Origin of the sequence: Cupriavidus sp. YR651 (assembly GCF_900101625.1) — a bacterium.
Taxonomy (GTDB): Bacteria; Pseudomonadota; Gammaproteobacteria; order Burkholderiales; family Burkholderiaceae; genus Cupriavidus.
Window position 1 is genome coordinate 12,800 of the sequence record NZ_FMYZ01000024.1, and the last position, 23,411, is coordinate 36,210.

General features: G+C 56.6%; 15 protein-coding genes and 2 pseudogenes. 2 read left to right on the plus strand and 15 right to left on the minus strand.

The features are described from left to right. Positions 1 to 130 precede the first annotated feature (130 nt). From BLR29_RS30475 to BLR29_RS30490, 4 genes are all read right to left on the minus strand, one after another. A complete protein-coding gene (locus BLR29_RS30475; RefSeq protein WP_092143471.1) occupies positions 131 to 1,549 on the minus strand; it encodes an aminotransferase-like domain-containing protein in 1,419 nt (472 codons plus the stop codon). A gap of 169 nt (positions 1,550 to 1,718) precedes the next feature. Continuing rightward, positions 1,719 to 2,858: a histidinol-phosphate transaminase gene (hisC, locus tag BLR29_RS30480; protein ID WP_092143474.1), complete on the minus strand. Its 1,140-nt coding sequence runs from the start codon at positions 2,856 to 2,858 to the stop codon at positions 1,719 to 1,721. Positions 2,859 to 3,048: 190 nt separating this feature from the next. Continuing rightward, positions 3,049 to 3,534: a DUF934 domain-containing protein gene (locus tag BLR29_RS30485; RefSeq protein WP_092143477.1), complete on the minus strand. Its 486-nt coding sequence runs from the start codon at positions 3,532 to 3,534 to the stop codon at positions 3,049 to 3,051. Then, positions 3,521 to 5,530: a DUF2849 domain-containing protein gene (locus BLR29_RS30490; RefSeq protein WP_092143511.1), complete on the minus strand. Its 2,010-nt coding sequence runs from the start codon at positions 5,528 to 5,530 to the stop codon at positions 3,521 to 3,523. Before BLR29_RS30490 ends, BLR29_RS30485 begins: the two co-directional genes overlap by 14 nt. Positions 5,531 to 7,234: 1,704 nt before the next feature. On the opposite strand from BLR29_RS30490, the gene BLR29_RS30500 reads away from it, so the two are divergent. Continuing rightward, positions 7,235 to 7,876 (plus strand): DUF6436 domain-containing protein, encoded by a 642-nt coding sequence (locus BLR29_RS30500; protein ID WP_218132735.1) that lies wholly within the window; start codon positions 7,235 to 7,237, stop codon positions 7,874 to 7,876. Here BLR29_RS30500 and cyoE read toward each other — a convergent pair. The 5 genes from cyoE to cyoA are packed head-to-tail and all read right to left on the minus strand — an operon-like array spanning position 7,837 to position 12,609. Continuing rightward, complete coding sequence (cyoE, locus tag BLR29_RS30505) at positions 7,837 to 8,724, minus strand: heme o synthase (RefSeq protein WP_092143480.1); 888 nt, start codon at positions 8,722 to 8,724, stop codon at positions 7,837 to 7,839. The two genes, BLR29_RS30500 and cyoE, sit on opposite strands and share 40 nt — an antisense overlap. 40 nt (positions 8,725 to 8,764) lie before the next feature. Further along, positions 8,765 to 9,097, minus strand: coding sequence for a cytochrome o ubiquinol oxidase subunit IV (gene cyoD / locus BLR29_RS30510; RefSeq protein ID WP_092143483.1), 333 nt, complete (start codon positions 9,095 to 9,097; stop codon positions 8,765 to 8,767). Positions 9,098 to 9,099: 2 nt separating this feature from the next. Then, entirely contained in the window at positions 9,100 to 9,717 is a 618-nt protein-coding gene (gene cyoC / locus BLR29_RS30515) for a cytochrome o ubiquinol oxidase subunit III (RefSeq protein ID WP_092143486.1), read from the minus strand. Between the two features lie 2 nt (positions 9,718 to 9,719). Next, the gene (gene cyoB / locus BLR29_RS30520) at positions 9,720 to 11,696 is read right to left on the minus strand and encodes a cytochrome o ubiquinol oxidase subunit I (RefSeq protein ID WP_092143489.1); all 1,977 of its coding nucleotides are present in this window, start codon (positions 11,694 to 11,696) and stop codon (positions 9,720 to 9,722) included. Positions 11,697 to 11,703: 7 nt separating this feature from the next. Further along, entirely contained in the window at positions 11,704 to 12,609 is a 906-nt protein-coding gene (gene cyoA / locus BLR29_RS30525; protein WP_092143492.1) for a ubiquinol oxidase subunit II, read from the minus strand. Between the two features lie 234 nt (positions 12,610 to 12,843). On the opposite strand from cyoA, the gene BLR29_RS30530 reads away from it, so the two are divergent. After that, positions 12,844 to 14,262, plus strand: a complete 1,419-nt coding sequence (locus BLR29_RS30530) for an aminotransferase-like domain-containing protein (RefSeq protein WP_218132736.1) — start codon at positions 12,844 to 12,846, stop codon at positions 14,260 to 14,262. 424 nt (positions 14,263 to 14,686) lie between these two features. On the opposite strand, the pseudogene BLR29_RS30535 reads toward BLR29_RS30530, so the two are convergent. The 6 genes and pseudogenes from BLR29_RS30535 to BLR29_RS30560 all read right to left on the minus strand — a co-directional run. Beyond that, a pseudogene (locus tag BLR29_RS30535) lies at positions 14,687 to 15,007 on the minus strand (pyridoxal-phosphate dependent enzyme); the annotation flags it as partial. 64 nt (positions 15,008 to 15,071) lie between these two features. Continuing rightward, entirely contained in the window at positions 15,072 to 16,286 is a 1,215-nt protein-coding gene (locus tag BLR29_RS30540; RefSeq protein WP_092143499.1) for an aspartate aminotransferase family protein, read from the minus strand. A gap of 80 nt (positions 16,287 to 16,366) precedes the next feature. Continuing rightward, positions 16,367 to 17,470, minus strand: a complete 1,104-nt coding sequence (gene serC / locus BLR29_RS30545; RefSeq protein WP_092143502.1) for a 3-phosphoserine/phosphohydroxythreonine transaminase — start codon at positions 17,468 to 17,470, stop codon at positions 16,367 to 16,369. Between the two features lie 308 nt (positions 17,471 to 17,778). Beyond that, positions 17,779 to 18,081, minus strand: a pseudogene (locus tag BLR29_RS30550) (phosphate acyltransferase); the annotation flags it as partial. Between the two features lie 329 nt (positions 18,082 to 18,410). Beyond that, complete coding sequence (locus BLR29_RS30555) at positions 18,411 to 19,808, minus strand: aminotransferase-like domain-containing protein (protein WP_092143505.1); 1,398 nt, start codon at positions 19,806 to 19,808, stop codon at positions 18,411 to 18,413. Between the two features lie 1,152 nt (positions 19,809 to 20,960). Next, on the minus strand, positions 20,961 to 23,411 hold a 2,451-nt coding region (locus BLR29_RS30560; RefSeq protein WP_143018563.1), incomplete at its 5' end, for a sensor histidine kinase.

Below are 23,411 nucleotides of genomic sequence, written 5' to 3' on the forward strand. Positions count from 1 at the left end.
TCTGCGGTTGATAGTCTGTTCGCAGGGATACAAAATGGCTTATAGGTCGAAGCCGTTTAAGATTCTCAAGAGCTATGCATGGTTGCCATATCGCTGCGAGCCCAGCGATGCATCTCTGTAAGGAACCTTGCTAGTTACTGAGTGCAGCGACTATTCGCCCTAGCGTGGCAAGCGCCTTTTCAGAGCGCGCATCCCATGAATGCCCGTAGTTGAGCCGCAAGCAGTTTCGAAATTCTTGCTTCGCGGAAAAGATAGGCCCTGGGGCTGTGCTGATACCCTCTGAAAGCGCGTAGCGATGAACTTCCATAGCATTCACTTGCGGTGGCATCTCAACCCAAAGTAGATAGCCGCCATCCGGTCGAGTCGCACGCGATCCGGCGGGGAAATACTCGCCAATTGCCCGTACAAAGTGACTTTGCTGCGAGCTGAGTGTTTGGCGAAGGCGTCTTAGATGCTTATCGTAGCCACCTTTCTCAAGATAGGTGCCGATCGCTTCCTGTGCGGGAGCGGAAGACGCCAGCGATGTCATTAGCTTTAGATGACCGACCTTGCGCGCATACCTTCCTGGCGCAGTCCAACCGATTCGATAGCCTGGAGCCAGGCACTTAGAAAAGGATGAACAGTGCATGACGATGCCCGCCGTATCAAAGGCCTTTGCAGGAATCGGACGGTTAGCTCCAAAATACAGTTCTCCGAAAACATCGTCCTCAATGAGGGGGATATCGTATCTGGTTAGCAACTCTACCAGGGCTTGCTTTTTGGCATTCGGCATAAGGCTGCCAAGTGGATTCTGGAAGTTTGTCATGAGCCAGCAAGCTTGGGGGCGATGCCGCTTTATGGCGTTTTCCATTGCATCCAGTTCGACGCCCTCTCGCGGATGGGTGGCTACTTCGATGGCGTGGAGGCCAAGGCGCTCCAGCGTTTGCAATGCCGCATAGAAGGTGGGTGACTCGACGATGACGGAGTCACCTGGTCGAGTAACAGCGCCGAGGCACAGGTTGAGTGCCTCCAGTGCACCATTGGTGATAACGATGTCGTTGGTGTGAACTTGCAGACCGTCGGTGAGATACCGAAGGGCAATCTGGCGGCGGAGTCTCGCGCTTCCTGGCGTCATGTCGTCCACGCTGCTCCACGGGTCGAGCTTCTGCACGCTCGAGGCGAACACTTGCCCTAGACGCGCCAGGGGAAATAGCAAAGGGCTAGGGAAGGCGGATCCAAAAGGGACGACACTCCGCATCAAGCTCGACTCGAGTACCTCAAATACGTGCTCGCTCACGTCGAGTGAGATTGCCTCACCCATGGGACTCGGCGATGGCTCAGGCTCTGGGAGGATTTCCGTTTGACCTAGCGCAACGAAATAGCCAGAGCGGTCACGGGCCCGAATGAGACCTTGTGCTTCGAGTTGGTAGTAGGCTTGAAAGACCGTTGATGCGCTAATCCTGCGGCTCTGACTGCAGTGCCTTATCGATGGAAGTCGATCTCCAGGCTTGAGAACCCCATTGCGTATCGACTCTGCAATATCGGTCGCAAGTGTTTCATATAGCTTCATGTCAGTGTCTTTATTACATCACGCTACTGCGGCGCTTCGCCGCAGGGTCATCAAACAGCGTGCCACAAATGAGCGGTATCGCATCTAACTGCGGCTTTAGTCACGGGAAGTCTGGTGCCATTTTTTTCACCGTTGGTCTTCTAAATTGCGCGGTAGAATCAGGAAAATCCTATAGGGTTCGCTGGTCCGCATCAGGCGTTCTCTTACTCACAATTTGGTGGAGAGTGGACAGGAACCGTGCGATTTCCGTTTCCGTCCCAACTGAGATCCTGAGATGGTTTGGCATGCCATAGCTGCTCAAAGGGCGGACGATAATACCTGCGCGTAGTAGCGATTCGTAGATCGGCCTGGCGGGACGCTCGAGGTCGACGGTGACGAAGTTGGTCTTGCTTGGAATCCATGACAGACCTAACTGGCTAAGTCCACTATGGAGCAGGGCGAGGCCGAGTCGATTGCTCCGTAGACCTAGGGAAAGATGCTCCTCGTCGTCGAGAGCAGCACAGGCGGCAGCCTGTGCCAAGCAATTTACGTTGAACGGCTGACGGACCCGATGAAGTATCTGCGCAATGTGCTTTGAAGACGCTGCATAACCAATACGAAGCCCGGCAAGACCATAGGCCTTGCAGAAGGTACGACAGACGATCAGGTTGGCATGATGCTGTAGGTACTTGAGGCCGTCCGGTAGTTCCGGATCGTCGGCGTACTCAATATATGCTTCATCCAGGACGACTAATGTGCTCTTGGGTACTTTGTCCAAGAAGGATTCCAGCGCTTCTCGATCGAACCATGTTCCGGTCGGATTGTTCGGGTTCGTGATGAATACGATACGTGTATTCGCATCGACCGCTCGCGCCATCGCGTCGAGGTCGTGCCCCCATTCTTGCGCTGGTACTTCCCGGCCTTCAGCGCCAGTTGAGATTGTCGCCGACGCATAGGCTGAAAATGCATACTGACTAAAAACCGCATTACGTCCCGGTGCAAGGAAGACCTGGGCAATCAAGGTAAGTAGGCTATTCGAGCCGTTGCCAAGGGTGATGCCATCAACATCCACGCCAAAGCGCTCATGGAGCTTATGCTTGAGCCGATATCCGTTGTCATCCGGATAGCGCGTCAGGTTTCCAAGCTCGAACTGTATCGCCTCGATAACGCGTGTGCTTGGTGGCATCGACGTTTCGTTGCTTGCAAGCTTGATAATCTGCTCGGCGGGAATTCCGGTTTCACGCTGGAGTTCTTCGATTGGTTTGCCTGGCGTGTAAGGGTGCAAGCGTTGCACGCTGCTGACCGCAAGCGAGAGATAGTCGTTGCTCATGGCATTTCATTTCGTGGTGACATGCAAGTCATCCCAGCAGCTCAAGAGATCTGTAATGTGCACGATGGAAAGAAGACCCATTGCGCGTTGACGGAGCAGTCGGAAGGAGGGGATTGCGGTGCATAGAGTCAGTGGCCGGTGTGTTCTTTACGTAGGACGCTCAGGGTCATGCACCGGAGAAAAAGAAGGGCTAACTGTGCCTGTGGCGCGAGAGGCGGTCCAATAGGGTGCGTGGCTTGGCCCGGGCCTGTGAGAGAGAGTCCGCCGCATCGCGCCATCGTACGAGCGGTACAGATGACGAGGCCAGCAAGCTGGTGTAGCCGCATTCCAGGAGCACCGAAAATTGGTCGGGCAGTAAAGGGCCTGCTGCGCGAATGTCTCCCTGGTAATGATGGCGTTCGCGGAGCAACCGTGCCAGAGTGAAGCCGCGGCCATCGCGGGACCTCGGGAACTCGACAACAACGAGTTCGACGTGGTCGAGTACCCGTTCCAGCTGGGAGGCGTCCAAATCTGTTGTGACCCAAACACCGGCCGGATACGACTTGAATCGAGTGCAATAGTCATTCCACTGCACCAGTCGTATCACGCTAACCGGCGAATGCTCGAGTTCGTTCGTATCGGTAGGATACAGCCAGGGGTTGTCGATGCTGGACCCACTCTTGTCAATCAAATCCACGAAGAGCCTCCTTAAAAGTGTTAATGCCTAAACGACGATATGTGTCAATGAACGGCTCGTTCTCTTGGCGTACCTTGAGGTATATCTCAATGATCGACTCGATGACGGCTGGCACATCGTCGTAAGAGACTGACGGCCCCAGGATCTTCCCTACTGCGGCGTTCTCGTCGGCACTTCCCCCGAGCGTGATTTGGTAATGCTCCTGACCGCCTTTATCTACTCCAAGGACGCCGATGTGGGCTACGTGGTGATGCGCGCAGGCGTTAATACACCCTGAAACATTGAGCTTCAGTTCGCCGATTTCGCGCTGCTTGTCTTGGTCGAATCGCAATGCTATGCGCTGTGCGATGGGTACCGAACGAGCGAGAGCGAGGCTGCAGTAGTCAAGGCCAGGGCACGCAATGGAGTCCGAGATCATTCCGATGTTCGGTGTTGCCAGCCCTACTGATTCAAGTTCACTCCATAGCTCGTATAACTTGTCCAGACGTACATGTGGCAACACCAAGTTTTGCTCGTGCGAGACGCGAATCTCGTTAAGAGAGTAGGTCTCCGCCAGGTCCGCAATAGTCTCCATCTCATCAGCCCTGACGTCTCCAGGTATGCCGCCTGCGGGTTTGAGAGAGATTACGGCGCTGATATAGCCTGGCATCCTATGAGGATGCGTATTGGCCCGTGCCCAATGACGAAAAGTCGCGTCCGCCAGTATTGCCTTCTCGAGTGCATCGTTCGTTGCGGGGAATGATTGGAAAGCGGGGGAGACGAAGCGCCCTTGAATAGCCTGGATTATCTCTGGTTCTAGATACTGTCGATCATCAGGCAGACCGGCAAACTCTTGCTCAATCATCTCGATGAACTTCGCAGGTTTGAGTTCGCGGACCAGTATCTTGATACGGGCTTTGTAGATGTTGTCCCGGCGCCCCAATGAATTGTAGACGCGAAGGATCGCTTCTACGTAGCGCAAGAGTTCTCGCTCGGGTAGCCAGTCGCGCACCTTTGTCCCAACGATCGGCGTGCGACCCAGACCGCCACCGGCATAGATTTGAAAGCCAACTTCCCCTTGCTCGTTTTTTATGGCCAGAATACCGATGTCATGAAAGCGCACCGCCGCGCGGTCTATAGGACTACCGGTGATGGCGATCTTGAACTTGCGAGGCAGGTAGGTGAACTCAGGATGATCAGTGGACCATTGGCGCAGGATTTCCGCATGTACTCTGGGATCGACAACTTCGTCGGCCGCGGCGCCAGCGAAGTGATCAGTTGTCACGTTTCGCACGCAGTTGCCGCTAGTCTGTATGCAGTGCAAATCTGCGTCGGCCAGCACCGAGAGGATTTCGGGCGCGTCAGAAAGATGAGGCCAATTGAACTGGAGATTCTGCCGCGTTGTGAAATGACCGTAGCCCCTGTCATAGGCCCTGGCCACATACGCGAGTTGGCGCATCTGGATTGCACTCAGCGTCCCGTATGGAATCGCCACGCGCAGCATATATCCGTGCAGTTGGAGGTACAGCCCGTTCATCAGGCGGTAGATCTTGAACTCTTCCTCGTTAAGTTCGCCCGATAGGCGGCGAGCCACCTGCAATCCGAAATGGGCAGCTCGATCTTTGAGGAATTCCCGCTCGGTCGGGTCATATTGGTAGACGCCCGCATTTTCAACGCCGACTGGCACGTGGGGACGGGTTTGCACCGTCTGGAGACTAGGCTGTCGGCCAGCTTGTTTACCTAAGTCCGTTCGAACCGATGGGCCGCGCGAGCGCAATTGCTCCCGATAGTCCACCGGGATAGGCAAGCCGTCGACAATTCGAGCCGGCTGCGGGGTGGGGCTCACGACAAGGTTCGCAGCTTCTGCGGTTCCTGCCGCGATCTTCGCGCTATCAACATGCGTGTCGTCGAAGGCGCACGCTTCTGCCAGGGCCTCGACCCAATTGTGATTGGCATCCAGCCAGACCACAGCGCCGTCGTGAAGGCGATTGGCAGAAATCAGATGGTACTCAGTCATCTCGGTAACATAAATGTGATTAATAGACACCATAATGGCGTACTACCGCCCTATGACACGCCGATTCGACTACAAAAAATACATTCGTTCCATACGCTAATGCAAATGTATGTATAAAATTGCACAATGTATGTATATACTAGCTGCAATTGATGGGATTGACAACGCAAGGATAGTTACGCCCACAAGGGATAGGGCGAAAGCAGTGGCACGTATGGATTGGATCAAGCCACTCGGCGCTGGGCCGCGGTACCTACAGACCGCCGAGCTATGTCCGATTGAGGGGGGCGGGCGACCAGATACCGCCCCAGCGATTGCCTGGCGGCTGAACTTGGGGTCGACCTAACGACAGTGACGCGTGCCTACACGGAAGCTCGCCACAGAGGGTTGATCGCATCCTTTAGCGGACGCGGCTCGTTTATCGCAGCTGGCGGTGAGCCAGTCGACCACGAGCAAGTGGTGGATCTCGCGCTGAATACTCCTCCTCATCCTGCCAGCGGTGGCATGGCCGAACGCGTGAACGCCGGACTGACAGAGATGCAAGGACCATGCTAGATGCGCGTCGCAGAGATGTCGCCGCAGTGCTGCGAAATGATGCGCCGCCTCCTATCGTTACGATGACCGGTGGCGAGCGAACTTACCATCTTGGCGCCGCTTTCGAAGTGTCTCTGGCCGAGCTTGCGGACGTCGTATATTTCACCGTCGCATGACTCATGCGCCACATCATTGTGATAGTGTATGCGGGCAACAAGTACAGGGTGCTCAGCCTTGCAACGGAATGGATATGCGGATATGCAACGGTGCGGCCAACAGCTCATGCTAGACGTTCAGCGTGAAGCGCGTGCCCGGCAGACCTTGGCAAGATCCATTCTTCCCAGGGAGGCCTATGCCCATCCAAATGGCATCCACATTTGGCTGCGCTTGCCAACTCATTGGCACCGGGACCTGTTTGCTCACACGCTTGAGCAGCAAGGCGTCAATGTGGCTCGCGCGCGCATTTAGCGCGATGCCTGAGGCCAACGATGCTATTCGTGTTCCGTCGGGGGCTGCAAACCACGCCGAATTTGCGGGGCGTTGCAGCAAATAGCGAGGCTCCCTATTGACGACCATCGGCGTGGGCACATGCAATTGTGTGACGGTTTGGATGTCACGCGGCACGGGGAAATCCTATTTCCTGCAAGCGTCGCCAGTATCCTCCTCGGCGATCTCTCATCGAGCCTGTGGGGCCAGCCATAGGCCCTCCGGTCAGGTACCTCTGCATCACAGAAATCGTCGCCAGACGCGAAATTCTGGACATCATACATACAATTAGCATATATTTGTATGTATGGCGGCAGCAGCTGCCGACTAGCGGCTATCGCAGCCAATCCTCTCTGGCCTTCTTACATCTGTATGTCAAGTAACTTCCATTGCCAGTCGGCTCGCACGAAGCGGCAATTTCTGTATTTGATTACCGGCTGCGCTCTCTTTGTTGTTCTGTCCCTGGGTGCCCTCGTCTATGGTGTGTCTCGGCCACAGACCGACGGCGAGCAAGAGGGAGAGCGCGATGCGATTCGCAAATGCCGCCTCCGAAGCGAAAGCGTTGCTATGGCTCCTACATCCCGCAGATTTCAGGTTGAGGCGTGCCAGGAGATGGAAAAGCAGTTCCGTAGCAAGTTCCGGCAAGAGCCTTGAGTGTCGCGCCTGCCCGTGGAGCACTTCAGCATGTCCTTAACTCGCGAGCAGGCCGACGAACGGCTTGCTTCTTCTATACTCAGTCGCCGAGCCGCTTTGGCTCTGGTATGTCTGGCATCAGTTGCGATAGCGGGAGCAGGCGTTGGGCTATGGCGGTATTTCGGTGCTGGTGGTTTGGCGAGCTATTCAGAGCGCGCCGTGGTCTTTGGTGATTCTGATCTGCGTTTGCCGCCGGAGTTGGCTGGCGAAACCGGACGTATCCGTGTAGTGCATTTCTGGGATCCAGACTGCACCACCTGCAACAAGGAAACCGACGCTCATTTGAATTACCTCATTCAGATGTATCGCAATGCAAATGTCGATTTTTACAGCGTACAAAAGCCCAATACCCGTGGGCAGTTGGCACCGTTCCTGCAGGGTAAGCTCAAACCACTACCTCGGATAGAAGGGATGGAGCGGCTGCCTGCTAGCCCGTCGATGGCGATTTGGGCAGCAAACGGCAAGTTGGCCTACGCTGGTCCCTATAGTGAAGGTTTGGTCTGTAGCTCTGCCAACAGCTTCGTAGAACCAGTCTTGGACAAGCTAATTGCAGGTCAACAGGTTGAGCCGATGGCTATGATGGCCATTGGATGTTACTGCCTGTGGAATACTGGACCCGGTACCGGTGGGTGAGAGTCAAGCGACATTGCGATGCTGAGTAGGGTGATTACCAGGATAGAGGCAAAGAAAATCTTGCGAGCCCACTGCGGCTCGCTATCAGTTGCCCAGCCTGCGAGGCCCAGATGGAACCAGTAGATCCCACTCAGCAGGGCAACAAGCATATACACCTTGCCCGCATAGCCGAGCAAGCCCAGCACCATCGTGACACTTGTAAACGCTAGGATGTACAGGGCAATATGCCAACGGGCCGTGGTGAAGCCTTTGACAACCGGTAGCACTGGGATCGCCGCGGCACGGTAATCTTTTTCGCGGAATATTGCGATGGCGTACGAGTGTGGCATTTGCCATAGGCTGAACATGAGTAGCAGTGTAATTGCAGCCGTATCGAAGGTACCGCTTGCTGAGCAGTATCCGACGACGGGTGGCATGGCACCCGAAATGCTCCCGACAAGCGTGCCATAAATGGAATTTCGCTTGAGGTAAAGCGTATAAATACCCGCGTAGACAACATATCCCAGCAAGAGCATATACACGGGTAGCAGCTGCTGCGTCGCAAAGTAAAGAAGCCCGATTCCAGTAAGACCTAGCACGCCCCCGTAGATGAGTGCAGAGAGGATCGATATTTCACCGGTAACAATTGGGCGATTCCGGGTGCGCTCCATCAATCCGTCGATATCGCGGTCGACGACGTTATTAACTACGCAGCCTGAAGCAATTGTTAGCGCGACGCTCACGGCTACGAGGCAGCCCTGGCCCCAATCGATGTTCCCTCGTGAGGCGAGTAAGAATCCGCCGGTCACAGAGATCAGATTGCCGATCACGATACCGGGCTTGGTAAGTTGGAGCAGAGGGCGATACATGGTATTTGCCGGGTATAGGGTGAGCGCGCGCATTCTTAGGCTAATTGATCATCATGTTGTAGTGCATGCTCCAGATGATCCAGACTGACAGCGCTACGATGATGAAAAGAATGACCAGAGTAAAGACGAAGCTAATCAGATTCCAGCCTCCCTCCGAGGAACGGTTCATGTGCAAGAAGAACACTAGTTGCACGATGAGTTGCATGACGGCAAAGGCCACGAGTGTCAATAGCGTGGTCGGACGCGGCAAAACTGGGTGCATAACCAGCATGAATGGGATAACCGTGAGGATTGCAGACAGCACGAACCCGAGATTGTAGGACTTGGCGCTGCCGTGACTTTCGCCAGCACGGGTGCTCGCATTAGTTGCCATGGTCAGAATGCTCCGAAAAGGTAGACGATCGTGAAAACGCAGATCCAGACCAGATCAAGGAAGTGCCAGAACAGGCTAAGGCAGGACAAGCGCGTGGTGTTGGTGGCGGTCAGGCCACTGCGGGATACCTGGTGCAACACGACCGCCATCCAGATGAGTCCGGACGCGACATGCAAGCCGTGCGTGCCGACCAAGGCAAAGAATCCTGAGAGAAATGCACTGCGGTTTGGACCATGGCCCGCGGAAATGAGGTGGTGAAACTCATAGACTTCCATGCCAACGAAGACTGCTCCGAGCAGGAACGTTAGGCCCAGCCAACGTAGTACGCTAGGGCGGTCATGACGGTGCAAGGCGAGCATCGCGTATCCATACGTGATGCTCGAGAACAGCAGGACGAACGTTTCCACGAGCACAAACGGAAGTTCGAAGATGTCCTTCTGAGTCGGACCGCCTGCGTAGGCACCACTAAGCACCACGTAGGATGCGAAGAGCGATCCAAACAGGATGCAGTCCGACATCAGATAGACCCACAGCCCGAGGACCTTCGTCGAGCCGTGAACATGCTCATCGTGCCCGTGGGTATGCGTTCGTGTCGCTTGATTTAAGGCGTACGTGGTCATGGTCAGGCAGCCTTCCTTTCGTCAATGTTCAAGCTCACATTTTCAATGAGCGCGATTTCTTGGGGGGACACGAAGTAGTCGGTGTCGTCGTCATAGGAACGGATGATGAGGGTGAGGAGTGTGGCAATCGCACTTGCAGAGGCCAACCACCAGATATGCCAGACGAGCGCGAAACAAAGGATCAGAATGAACACGTTCAAGATGAACGGCACACCCGAGTTGCGCGGCATGTGAATCGGCTCGTAGTGTGCGGGACGAGCAGGTAGGCCTCGCTTCTTTGCTTCATGGAACGCATCGATTTCGTCCGCACGCGGAATGACCGCGAAGTTATAGAAAGGCGGAGGCGAGGAGGTCGCCCATTCCAACGTGCGCGCATTCCACGGGTCACCCGTATAGTCGATGTTCTCCTTGCGATCCCGAATGCTGACAATGAGTTGAAGAACCAGGAAGCCAATGCCTGCGAGAACAAATACGGCGCCAACGAAAGCTACGTATATGTAAGGTGTCCAAGCTGGGTTGTCATAGTGGTTCAGGCGGCGCGTCATGCCCATGAAGCCCAGCATATACAGCGGCATGAACGCCAGATAGAACCCGATGACCCAGCACCAGAATGAGTACTTTCCCAGGCGCTCGTTGAGCTTAAAACCAAACACCTTTGGGAACCAGTAGTACAGTCCGGCAAAGTAGCCGAACAGCGCGCCGGCGATGATCACGTTATGGAAGTGGGCTACCAGGAACAGACTATTGTGCAGTAGGAAGTCTGCACCAGGGATGGCGAGCAGCACACCTGTCATGCCTCCAATGGTAAAGGTGACGAGAAACGCCAAGGTCCACAAAATGGGCGGGGTAAATTCGACACGGCCGCCGTACATCGTGAACAACCAGGTGAAGATCTTCACACCGGTAGGAATTGCGATGATCATCGTCATGATGCCAAAGAATGCATTGACGCTCGCGCCGGAACCCATGGTGAAGAAGTGGTGCAACCACACCAGGAATGACAGGATTGCGATAGCCAGTGTCGCGCCGACCATTGACTTGTAACCAAACAGCTTCTTGCGGGCGAACGTAGCAGTGACTTCGGAGAAGATACCAAAGGCGGGAAGGACGAGGATATATACCTCAGGGTGGCCCCATGCCCACACCAAATTCACATACATCGTGGGATTTCCGCCCAGTGCGTTAGTGTAGAAGTGGAAGTCAAGGTAGCGGTCCAGCGTCAGCGCTCCCAACGCGGCGGTCAGGATAGGGAAGGCTGCGATAATGATGATGCTCGTGGCAAACACCGTCCAGGTGAAGATCGGCATCTTCATCAGCGTCATTCCAGGAGCGCGCATGCGCAGGATGGTGACGAAAAGATTGACGCCTGTTAGTAGGGTGCCAAGTCCTGATGCCTGTAGCGCCCATATGTAATAGTCCACGCCTACGCCTGGGCTGAATTCGATATCTGAGAGCGGTGGATAAGCAACCCATCCCGTCTGTGCGAATTCGCCTACACCAAGGGAAAGCATGACCAGCGCGACGCCGACGACGAAAATCCAGAAGCTGAAGGCGTTCAGGAAAGGGTAGGCCATGTCGCGCGCACCAATTTGCAGCGGAACGATGATGTTCATCAGCCCGACGATGAACGGCGTCGCGACGAAGAAGATCATGATCACGCCATGCGCCGTGAAGATCTGGTCGTAGTGGTGTGGGGGCAGGAAACCTTCGCTACCGGGGCCAGCCATGGCCATTTGTGCTCGCATCATGAGAGCGTCAGCAAAGCCTCGGACCAGCATGACGATTGCCACGAGCACATACATTATGCCTATGCGTTTGTGGTCAACAGTTGTCAGCCAGTCTCTCCACAGGATTTTCCATTTTTTGAAGTATGTAATTGCAGCCAGTAGCGCAACGCCGCCAAGGAGGATGGCGGCCAGCGTAATCGCGATGATGGGCTCGTGCAACGGAACGGCTGCCCAAGTCAATTTACCGAACATGAGAGTCTTACTCCTTATTTGCCGTCGTTGCGCCAATGTCCAGCGCGGCGTGAGTCAAGCTTTGTTTGCCGGAGTCGACGAACTGATCAATCACCCTCTTGAACAGACCTGGCTCGACCCGCGAGAAATGCACGACACTGTTCGCCTGGCTGGGTTTGGCGACCTTCAGGAACGCGTTGTAATCGAGAGCGATCGGCGAGGTTCGAACTTGTGTTATCCAACGTTGAAAGTCCTCTTCGCTCGTTGCGTGGGCGGTAAAGTGCATATCCGAGAATCCGGGGCCGCTGAAATTGCCAGATATGCCCCGGTAATCGCCCTTCTCATTTGCAACCAGATGCAACTTCGTGCGCATTCCCGCCATGGCGTAAACCTGGCCACCTAATTGAGGGATGAAGAAGGTATTCATCGTAGAGTTGGACGTGATGCTGAACGCTACCTGGCGGTTCTCGGGGAACGCCAGTTCGTTGACGGTAGCGATACCGAAGTCTGGATAGATGAAGACCCATTTCCAGTCGGTGGCGATGACTTCGACGCGGATGGGCTCGCCGCCCATATCCAGCGGCCTGTATGGATCCAGCTTGTGCGTTGACCTCAATACAATCCCCGCAAGTATTGCAATGATGATCAGCGGGACACCCCAAACCACAATCTCAATACCTGTCGAGTGTGCCCAATCGGGCGTGTATTTGGCCTGAAGGTTGCCGGCCCGATATTTCCAAGCAAAGATAAAAGTCAACCCAATGGCTGGGATGACGACGAACAGCATCAGTCCGATGCAGGTGACTATGAGGTCACGCTCGGCCAGTCCGACGCTCCCCTTGGTGTTGAACAGCACCCAACTACAGCCGTTGAGGCTAGCTAGCGCCAGTGCCGTGAGCGCGTAGCGAAAGTACGTCCTGCAGATATCTCTCATGCTATGACCTTGCTTCGACGAGTCGACTCGAAAAGATTGGGGGGGGGGTAATTGAGCCGGGCGCGCAACCCTAGAAGTGGGCTCCCCCAAGCGACTTGCCGGTAGCCAGGCCCACAGCCTTGAAGATCCATACATATTCATCATCAATCCATACACTAGTCTTGAGATTTCATATTGCCTGCGTTATTGTATGGCAATATTGATTGTATGCAAATCTGAAATTGTCTGGATCACATGTCCGCTGCCAAGAGACCTCGTAGCTCGAACCTGTCCTGGGTCCATCCGTTGGAAAGTGGGGCAGGGCCGCGCTACATGCAGATTGCGCGGCAAATTGCAGGCGCCGTCGAAGGCGGCGTATTGCGGCCGGGCGATCGGCTGCCGCCACAGCGCGAGTTAGCACAGTTGTTGAAAGTGGACCTTACGACCGTAACGCGGGCTTACTCGGAGATCCGACTTCTTGGATTACTTGACGCACAGGGTTCGGGAGGCTCGTACATCACCTCTCGGATATCGACAGTCGAACCTGCCGACGGAGCGATTGACGTGAGCATGAATGCTCCTCCATTGCTAGCCGGCCCCCTTCCGGTGCGGCTGCAGCGCGCTGCCAGTACGCATGTGGCATACCGCGCAAGCGAAGACGTTCTTATGAGCTATCAGGTAGGCGCGGGCACCAAGGCTGATCGAGATGCCGGAGCCTTGTGGCTCAAACCAATGCTCGGCAGAGTTGACGGCCAACAGATTATTGTCTGCCCGGGCGCTCAGTCGGCCCTTGCCGCACTACTCCTGACACAGACGCGGGAGGGGGACACAGTCGTCGCTGAACCGCTGACTTACCCGGGATTCCTCGCAGCTGCGCGGCTGTTTCGCCGCAACGTCGCTCCAGTAGTTTCGGATGCGCAGGGAATGCGCCCAGATGCACTGGAAGCGGCGTGTATCAAGCATCGTCCTGGTCTGATCTACTTAACGCCAACGATCAAGAATCCGACGGCCACTACCATGACCGAACAGCGTCGTCGGGACATCTACGCAATTGCTACCCGATACGGAGTCGGCATTGTCGAGGACGATCCGTATTGGTTGTTAGCCGGCGATGCGCCTCCGCCAATCGCCACGCTGATGGGGCGCAGCAGGGGTTCACCCGTTTTCTATATTTCGACCTTGTCGAAGTGCTTGTCGCCGGGGCTGCGTACAGCGTATCTTGTCATGCCGCCATCAAGGCCGATCGCGCCAGTACTTGACGCACTACGGTGCATGGTTTTGATGCCAGCCGGTTGGATGACAGCGATGGCGACCCAATGGATTCAAAGTGGAGGAGCCCTCAAACTACTCGGTGCGATTCGCGAGGAACTTGCCGCTCGTCAGCATTTGGCAGCGTCGATCTTGCCGGAGGCTGCAGTGGGGCACCCCTACGGCCTGCACCGCTGGTTGCCGCTGCCGTCGTCTTGGGATCAGTTCCGACTGGTGCAATTCGCTCGAGAACAGGGGCTGGATGTGACGGCCTCATACGCGTTTGCCGTGAGCGAAACTGTTCCGAATGCGGTGCGCATTTCGCTTGGAGGCGCAGTGGAGCGAGTAGTGCTTGATGCGGGACTCCGAAGGCTTGCGGCCATGTGGTCCGATAGCGCACCTCAGCGATCCTTCAATGTGATGTAGTGTAAGTTGGGGGAGCAGCCCCGCGAGCCAACATACAGAAGCTGGTCCGTGCACTTGGTATTCCAGTGTCACTGAGCGTTGATACTGGGCTCACACCGAGTCAATCGTCTGCCAACCTCTTATTCGATCAGATTCGGAACCTGGGCACGCGCAGGGTCAGCTAGACGACCCTCGTGCCTAGTGCCGCGGCACAGGGGATGAGTGATAGCCTGATATCGTTGCGACGTGCCATCAATGGGGAACCAGTGGATCTCGACGCGGACCCCGCCGTGCGAGGTGCACGGAGCTTCGATTTCCTGTTCAAGGTCACATCGCATAGGGCGTTTAAGACGGCGCTCTTGCCTAAGGCTGGCACGGCAGCTCGACTGAATGGCGACGTCCTCCTCAAGTGGCGGTCGCTATTCCGGCAGGAATCCTTCAACCGTCGGACATGCATATCGACATCGGTTGGGTTCTCGAACTGTTGTGGCATACATGCGCCTGGCGTGGATGCCACATTTTCTTCGGCGCGCGCGATTGACCCCTTCATGCCCTTTTCGCGCGGTGTGAGGTCAAAAGTGGCGCCATAAGCGAGCATCGGGCGGGATCGTTCTATCGACATGCTGTCTGGCATCACCAGTATTAGCTTGTAGCCCTTGACTGCAGCCACCATCGCTAGTCCGATGCCGGTGTTGCCGGATATGGGCTCGACAATCGTGCCACTGGGACGCAGCACACCACGGCGTTCGGCGTCTTCTACCACTGATGGATACTTTGCACCTTCATGGTGATCTCCGTAGTCCGACGCGGACCGCCCGGTCGGCCAGGATTTAATGTGCGCTGTCCTCCGATCGCACATTCCCAGCCAAAAGTGATTTCTCCAGGGCTGCGCTAGCGGCGCCGATACAACTCACTGCCCCAGCGACTTCAGCTTCCGAAACGGTCAACGGTGGCAGCAGACGAACAACATTGTCCGCAGCCGGTACGCAGAGAAGCTTTTCGGCTGTGAATTGCCTGATGACCTCGGAGACAGGGATGTTGCATTTGAGTCCGAGTAACAATCCGCTCCCTCTCACCTCGTTGAACAGTTTGGGGTGGTTAGCTACGATCTCGCGTAGCTGACCGATCAGGACGGCACTGGTCTGCTGGACTCTCTCGAGAAATCCAGGGGAAAGAATGATACTAAGTACTTCGCTTGCAACTGCCATTGCGAGCGGATTGCCCCCAAACGTACTTCCGTGGCTGCCTGAGGTCATCGCTGAACCTACTTGCTCCGTCGCAAGACAAGCACCGACAGGAAAACCGGCGCCAAGCCCTTTTGCCGTCGCAAGAAGGTCTGGCAAAACGCCTTCCGCTTCGTAGGCGAAGAAGGTGCCAGTGCGGCCAATGCCAGTCTGAACTTCGTCCAGCATCAAGAGAATGCCATTTTCATCACATAGCTCGCGGAGATAGCGAAGTTCACCCGGGGGAAGGGAGCGAATCCCACTTTCCCCCTGAACAGGCTCCACGAGAATTCCAGCGGTTTCCTCGCTTATCACTCGTTCGAGCGCCTCTCTGTCGCCGAGAGGAACGTGGTCGAAACCTGGAGCCTTGGGACCAAAGCCCTCCAGATACTCTGCTCGACCGGTCGCTGCGAGGGCGCCTAGCGTCCGCCCGTGGAACGCTCCTTCGAAGGTGACGATCCGATAGCGATTCGGCGAACCGTTCTTGTACTGAAAGCGTCGGGCTGCCTTGATGGCAAGTTCAATGGCCTCAGCTCCAGAGTTCGTGAAGAAGACGCTGTCTGCAAAGCTGGCCTCGCAGAGCATCTCTGCGAGCCTCTCCTGAACAGGAATGGTGTAGAGATTTGATACATGCCAGAGCTTTTCCGCTTGCGTAAGGAGGGCTTTCTTCAGGCGGTCGTTGTTGTGCCCAAGCGCATTAACTGCAACCCCAGAAGCAAAGTCCAGGTAGGCGTGGCCGTCCTCGGTGTATAGCCAGGATCCTTCTCCGCGCGCGAAAGCAAGCGAAGACCGATTGTAGGTGGGGAACAGACGTGATGACATTGCTTGGGGGTAGAGGGACGTTTAGGGGGCGGGTAATCGAGGGTAGTGGCAGGGAGATGCTCGCGTATGTAGTATCTGGCCTAAGCCTTGCGTTCAAACTCTTTCATGAAGTCAACGAGAGTAGCGACGCCCTCTAAAGGCATTGCGTTGTAGAGGCTTGCGCGAATTCCGCCTACCTTCTTATGTCCTTTGAGGTATACGAGGTCAATATCGCGAGCTTTTTCGAGGAACAGCTCTTCTAGGGATCTGTCGTGAAAATGAAATGGAACGTTTAGCCGTGAACGGTATGACTTATCGATGTGGTTGTAGTAAAGGCTGCTCTTGTCAATGCAATCGTAGATGAGTGAAGACTTAACCTCACTATTTGCATGCATTGCGCTTACTCCACCTTGATCGCGGATCCATTCGAATACGAGACCAGCGATGTAAATGCCGTATGTTGGCGGCGTGTTATACATCGAGCCATGTTCGGATACCAGGCGCCAGTCAAAGGCAGAAGGGCAGTAAGGGTGCGCGTGACCAAGCAAGTCCCTGCGCACGATGACCACAGTCACACCGGCAGGGCCGATATTCTTTTGAGCGCCAGCGTAGAGAGCGGCAACGTGCGTGAAGTCCACAGGCGCAGACAGAATATTGCTAGAAGCGTCGACAACAATAGGGCTTGAGTTGTATTTCGCTATTGGGTCGAGATCCAGGATCTCAACCCCTTCGATTGTCTCGTTCGAACAGACGTGAAGGTAGGATGCACTCTTAGAGAAGGTGCTTGCTGTAATATTTAACTGGCTAAGCGGAGCCCTACCGTCTAGGTGTACCGCGCGGTTAGTCCTTCCGTACTTCATCGCCTCCTGCTCGGTTTTCTCTGACCACGTACCACTGACGATGAAGTCTGCTTCCGGCCGACTCCGATCAGCCAGGCTCATCAGATTAAGGGGAACAATGCTGTTCTGAGCGATGCCTCCTCCTTGCATGAAGAGGATGTCATGAGATTGTGGTACGTTCAGAAGGTCGCGCAGGGTTTCACGTGCACATTCAATAATTTCGGAAAAATGGGCACTTCGATGGCTTATCTCCATCGGACCAACCCCTATGCCCCTGTAGGACAGCATCTGAGATGCAGCGACCTCCAAAACCTCTGTCGGCAACATGGCGGGACCAGCAGAGAAGTTATAAGCGCGACGAGCCATACTAAATACTTGAGAGCAATCTTTTGTTAGGCGAGGCCTTGCCCGTCTGCGTGCTACGACAGGGGATGCGATGTTGACAGCCCTAGGCTCTCGGCCGTTTTGCGAGCATGTCGATTCAGTCTGATGTCGCCAAGAGTATCCAGCAGCCTTCGCGGTGAGAAGGCTCAGTCGATCTGGCTCGGACCATATCAGTTGAAGATGCTTTCGGCTGGTGGGACAAGGAAGCACTGATATTTGGATCTTCGGTACCCAATTGAATTGACTGCGAACCGTCGGTCAGTGACGAAAGCCAGCACCGGACGTGAGGAGTCGATGTAGCGCAGGTGGGCTGCCGTGGTGCTGACGGTGCCGCAGATCATGCCGTTAGCCTCGTGCTTCTTGAGCATCATCGCGCCGATCGCCGTGGTGCCGCGGCGCATTTCCAGCGTGGTCTACTGAGGTGTGATGCGCTCGAGCGCCATCATGCGGTAGGTGTACAAATAATCGCGGAAACGCTCGCCGTGCTCGGGGTTCACTACGGTGAAGTCCACGTCCACGCGCAGGCCGAAGCGTTCGATGTGGTGTGCCAGCATGGCTGGACGGCTGACCAGGATCGGGTTGGCAAGTTTGTCCCCCAAGGGTGAGGGAGCTAGCGCTCGCAATTTTGGGGTGATAGTGACCCCTTGACTTCCGCTTGTGACTTAGTCAGCGGGAGGGTGCTTCGAATCGCTATCCTCCCTGCCGTACGGCAAGGGGTCTGACCCGTTCCCTTCTAAGGTAGTGAGTTAAACTGCACCCGCACGGTGTCAGTTTTCCGCAAAATAGACCATATCAGCACTGAGAGGGAAATCAGCACGTGAAACAAATTATCTCCGCCTCAATTCGGGGGGCGAGGAGAGGCACAACCAGCTGATCGGCTACGACGGAGAAGGAAGCTCAGTCCCAACATTCAAAATGCCACCTAGACGACCATCGAGGACATGGCAGGCTGTTCGGCCAAGAGGTCAGCCACAATCTGGAGACTCTTGCGTAGATCTTCGCGTGTGCCCGGAGCGCCTAGACTTAGCCGTATGGCTTCGGGTGGGGCATCTATGGCAAATGCATCACTTCCCACGACGCCAACTCCGAGAAATCGCAGGCGTGCCGCGAATTCAGCGCGAGTCCACGGTGCGGGAATCGGCAACCACAGGTGAAAGCCCTCAGGGTTTGCCACGTATGCATTTGACGGCAGCAGCGATCTAGCAATCGCCTGGCGGAAGGCCGTTTCATTTCGGATGGCGCTGACGACAGCGTCTGCCGTGCCATTTTGGATCCACCGTGATGCTATGGCAGCTGTGAGTGGGGAAGCGACAGACGTAACGGAACGTATGGCTCCAGCTAGGCGCGTCGCAGCGCGAGCATCCGGGGGGATGACGTAGGCTATCCGAAGTGCTGGCGACAGGCATTTGGCTAGTCCGGCAATGTAGTACACCATTTCGGGAGCCAAGGCTGCGAGTGGCATTGCCGGATGTCGCTGCAATATGCCATAGGCATCATCCTCAATAATCGGAACGCCATGTTTGCGGGCTACTGCCACAATTGACTCTCGTCGTTCGATTGGCATCGTCGCAGTTGTCGGGTTGTGTAGCGTTGGGGTGCAATAAAGAGCCTTTGGCTTGTGAGTCTGGCACGCGGCATCAAATTCCTCGGGTATCAGCCCGTTCTCATCCATTCCAATTGAGATCAGGCGAATTCTCAGGTGCGCAGCGAGAGACCGAAAGCCAGGGTAGGTGAGTGCTTCGGCGCAGATGCAATCTCCAGGCGCAGCTAGCAAGCCAGCGACAGCGAGGAGCGCACCCTGAGTGCCAGGGCAAACCATCACACGATCAGCGGACGCCGTCGGAATCCTGGGCGACAACCAGAGCGCTCCTGCTGCTCGGTCCGCGGCAGTGCCACCCGCCTCCTGATATCTGAGGAGTAATTCAAGTCCGCCAGTTGCTTCGAGACTAGAAATCCCGCTCCACATACGGGCGACAAGGCCGGCGTCATCAAAACGAGGAGGCAGGTTCATGCTCATATCAATAACGCCAGTCGAGGCGGGCTGTTCGCTCACCTGCGACTTTGGGCGAACATAGGTCCCTTGGCCGACGCGGCCTTCCACCAGCCCACGACGGCGTGCTTCCGCGTATGCGCGGCTGACAGTTGTGAAGTCAATCCCTAGCGCGTCCGCAAGGCTGCGTTGTGGCGGGAGGCGAGTACCTGCTGATAGTGCTCCTGACAAAATATCTGACGCTAGCGCGTCTGCAATCGCCAAGTAAACGGGACCATCGGACTTTCTGACCACCGGCGCCCAGGAACCGCGCTCCGTAATCCTTGCCATCACATCCCTCCTAGATCTTAATGTAGGGATATTGTAAGGGATGCGGAATGTTCAGAGCACACTTGGCATTTGGTCAGCTCGCTGGCCGCGCCTGACTAGCCCTGGGGCGTGAGCGCCTGCAGGCGATCGCGGATGACAGGTTGCGCATGGCGCCGGCACGTCTGCAGAAATTTGGACGCCCGATATTGCTTCGGAACCGGCAAGCTCTTCAGGTAGTAGCGGTGTCGTTTCTATTGACTTTGCATGCACACCTAGCGGTCGCATCGCACCATGCCGGCTTACACCAGGTCTTCTTTCTGGGCTCCAACGGTGAGGCGACCTGCACCAGTTCAGTCAGCTGGTTTCGGCCGAAGTACTGCGTCAAAATGCTCCTGGCGAATCGCTTGCTTGCCTAAGGGGGAGGCCCAGTACCTGTTCATCGTGGATGGGGACTTCGCCTATGACCGCGCAACCCTTGTATGAGCGCTTGTCGAAATCGTTGCCCTGAGTTGGCGGCGGCTGCGCCGTGACGAACGTGGCTGGCAAACGACTGTTGCTTTCGACCACTCAGCGGCGGAGTACTCCAGGCTGTCAGCCCAGCACGGACCCATCGACTTCAACCTTGATCATCCGGAGGCGACCGACATGGGCCTGTACGGCAACATAGTTCGCGCTTTGGGGGCTGCCATTGCCGCGCACGGAAGTTGCCTGTTTCTTCGATCGGAATTGACCGCATAGTGTATGCATGCTTTCTTGTGGATAAAGTGCCTGCAAATGCTCATTTATGCGTCATAGGACGCGGCCGGTTCCGCTGCCCCGCCACCACAAACGGCGACATGCCCAGGAGCTGCTCAAGCGAATCGCCGTGGTCCATTCGTATGTATTCGCCGATGTCGCCAACGCTTGCCGCATCCGCGCTTTGGCTTGAGGAGCCTCCGTTAGATGCCTCTTCCTGTCCGAAGAAAATCGGAAGGAAGAGTGATGATTATCTCGCTAACATACCCCTTGTCCCGCGTACAACGACATTAAGCAGCCACTGGGCTGACCGTAGATTTGAATTTCGGCTCCGTTCCTGGCGACGGACAACCCAGCTCAACTCCGCGTAGCGCGGTTTCGCTGAACTAGCGCGCGCAATGTCGGGGGGGCAACCGCACAAGAGGTCCTCGTGCTGCGTCACGATGAAACGGCTGGATGGGCGGGCACCGTGAACTGAAAGATTGCGCCACGGGGCACGTTCGCGCTCGCCCACAAACGGCCCTCGTGGGCTTCGATGATCGAGCGGCAGATGGACAGCCCCATCCCCAGGCCGGTGGACTTGGTCGTGTAGAACGGGGCGAAAATGCGCTCGGCGTCGTCCGGGGTCAGGCCCGGCCCGGAATCGCTCACCGCCACCAGCACGCCGCCAGTGTCCGACCGGCCCGTGCTGATCCGCAATTCCCGCACCCCATCGCTGACACCGCTCATGGCCTCCATCGCGTTGATGAGCAAGTTGAGGAGGACTTGCTGCAACTGGACCCGATCGCCTTGAATGAGCGGCAATGGGTCCGCGAGATGGGCCTGCACCGAGGCGCCGTGCTTCGATGCTTCGCCACGGGTGAGCTCGATCACCTCGCGAATGGCCTGGTTGATGTCAAACGGTTCTTTCCTTGGAGGCGCTTTTTTGACCAGTTCACGGATGCGACCGATCACAGCACTCGCCCGATAGCCGTCGTTGACGATACGGTCAAGCGCCTGCCGGACCTCCTCCACGTCAGGTGGCTGGGCGCCCAGCCACCGCAGCGCAGCCTTGGCGTTAGTCACCGTCGCGGCGATCGGGTTTTTGACTTCGTGCGCAATCGAGGCCCCTAGCTGCCCTATCGTGGCGACGCGGTTCGCATGGGCCAACTCAGTCTGCACTTCGAGATAACGCCGCTCGCTCTCGCGGACGTGTTCCTCCCCCTGCCTGCGGTCCGTCAGATCGAGCACGAATGCAACACCTTCCATCCGGCTGGCTTCGAACGTGGCCGCTCCGACCAGGACGGGTACACGGCTGCCGTCCTTTTTGACAAACTCTTTCTCGAAGGGCTGCGCGCGCCCCGTCTCCGCGATCTCTCGCAGCGCTCGTTCGTCGCCTTCGCGCCATTCCGGCGGGGTAAGATCCCGCCAGCGGATGCGACTCGCGACCAGATCGTCACGCGCGTAGCCCACCATGCGAAGAAATGCGTCATTGGCCTCGAGGATGTCACCCGCGACATTCCAGACGACGATCCCGATGATGTTGGCGTCGACGAGGCGCCGTATTTTCGCTTCGCGCTTCACGAGCTCGTGGTACAGATGGGCATTCTCCAGCGCGATGGCGGCCTGCGAGGCCACCAGCCGCAGTACGGCGATGCGATCCGGCGTGAACACGCGGGTCGTGAGGTTGTTTTCGAGATAGAGCGCGCCGGTGAGCTTCGCCTGATTCATCAACGGCAAGCAGAGAATGGAACGCACACCACGCAGACCAATGTAGGGATCGGCGGCAAACGCCGGATCGGCCGCAGCATCGTCGAGGATGACGCTCTCCCGGGTCCGCAGGACGTAATAGAGGACGGACTCCGGCAGCAACGCCGCGGTCACGGGCTCGTCGTACAGATGTACGGCGACGGCTTCGCCGCCAGTCGTCGCTTCCGCGATGATCCGTTGGTCGCCACCGTTCGGAAGAATCAGCAGACCTCGTTCGGCGCCGGCCTGTTCAACCGCCGTACGCATCACCATCTCGATCAACGATTCCAGGACGATGCCACCGGAGACCGCCTGCGACACCTTGATCACGGTTGCGAGGTCGAGGTGTTCGACCGGCGTGGCGATCATGCCCGTCGGGTCGGGCGCAAGTGCTTCCGTCCTGAGGTGTGGATGCATTTGCTCGAGTTGCCGCACCTTCCCCTCGGCACGCCAGCGCAGGTAGCAGTAACGCGCGTTGCGCAAATAGGTTTCGGCGATGACATCGAAATCGCGCACCGCGTAGAACTGTGCCGCGCGTTCGTTGGCAAGCGCCTCGACATGCAGGAAACCGTTGGCGCGTGCCGTGCGGATGGCATGTTGGTAAAGGCGCATCGCGTCCAGGTCGCGGCCTTCGATCCGGGCGACCTCGGCGCCCACCAGCGCGGCGCGGTTCTCGAAATTCTCCGGGCAATTCTTCGCCCAGACCATCAGTTGCCGGTGATGCGTACCCAGCGCATCGAGGTGTTGCTGTCGCTCGCCAGCCAATGCGGAATCACAGCAGGCGGCATGAGACAGCGCGCCGTAGAAGTGATACTCGGCTTCCTCAAAAAACGAGGCCGTGGTCCAGAGCAGCGCTTTCGCGTTCACCGCGGCATCCATCGCCGCAGCGTGGTCGCCGGCGATACAGCGCGCCTGCAGCTTCCGGATCCAGTACCAGCACGCCGCAATCGCCAGTTCCGGGTTTTCCGCGAAACGGCGCTCGATGCGAAGCTCGTCAAACTTCGCATCATCAAGGCAACCGAACCTTGGCGTGAGACCCCGGAGCGTCCGAATCAGCGCGACTTGTGTGGCGATGATGTCGATGGCAAGGCCGAACCGCGATTTCTCCGCGAACGCGAGGCCGTGTTCGGCTTCGTCCTGCGCCTCGGAGAGCGGCTCGCC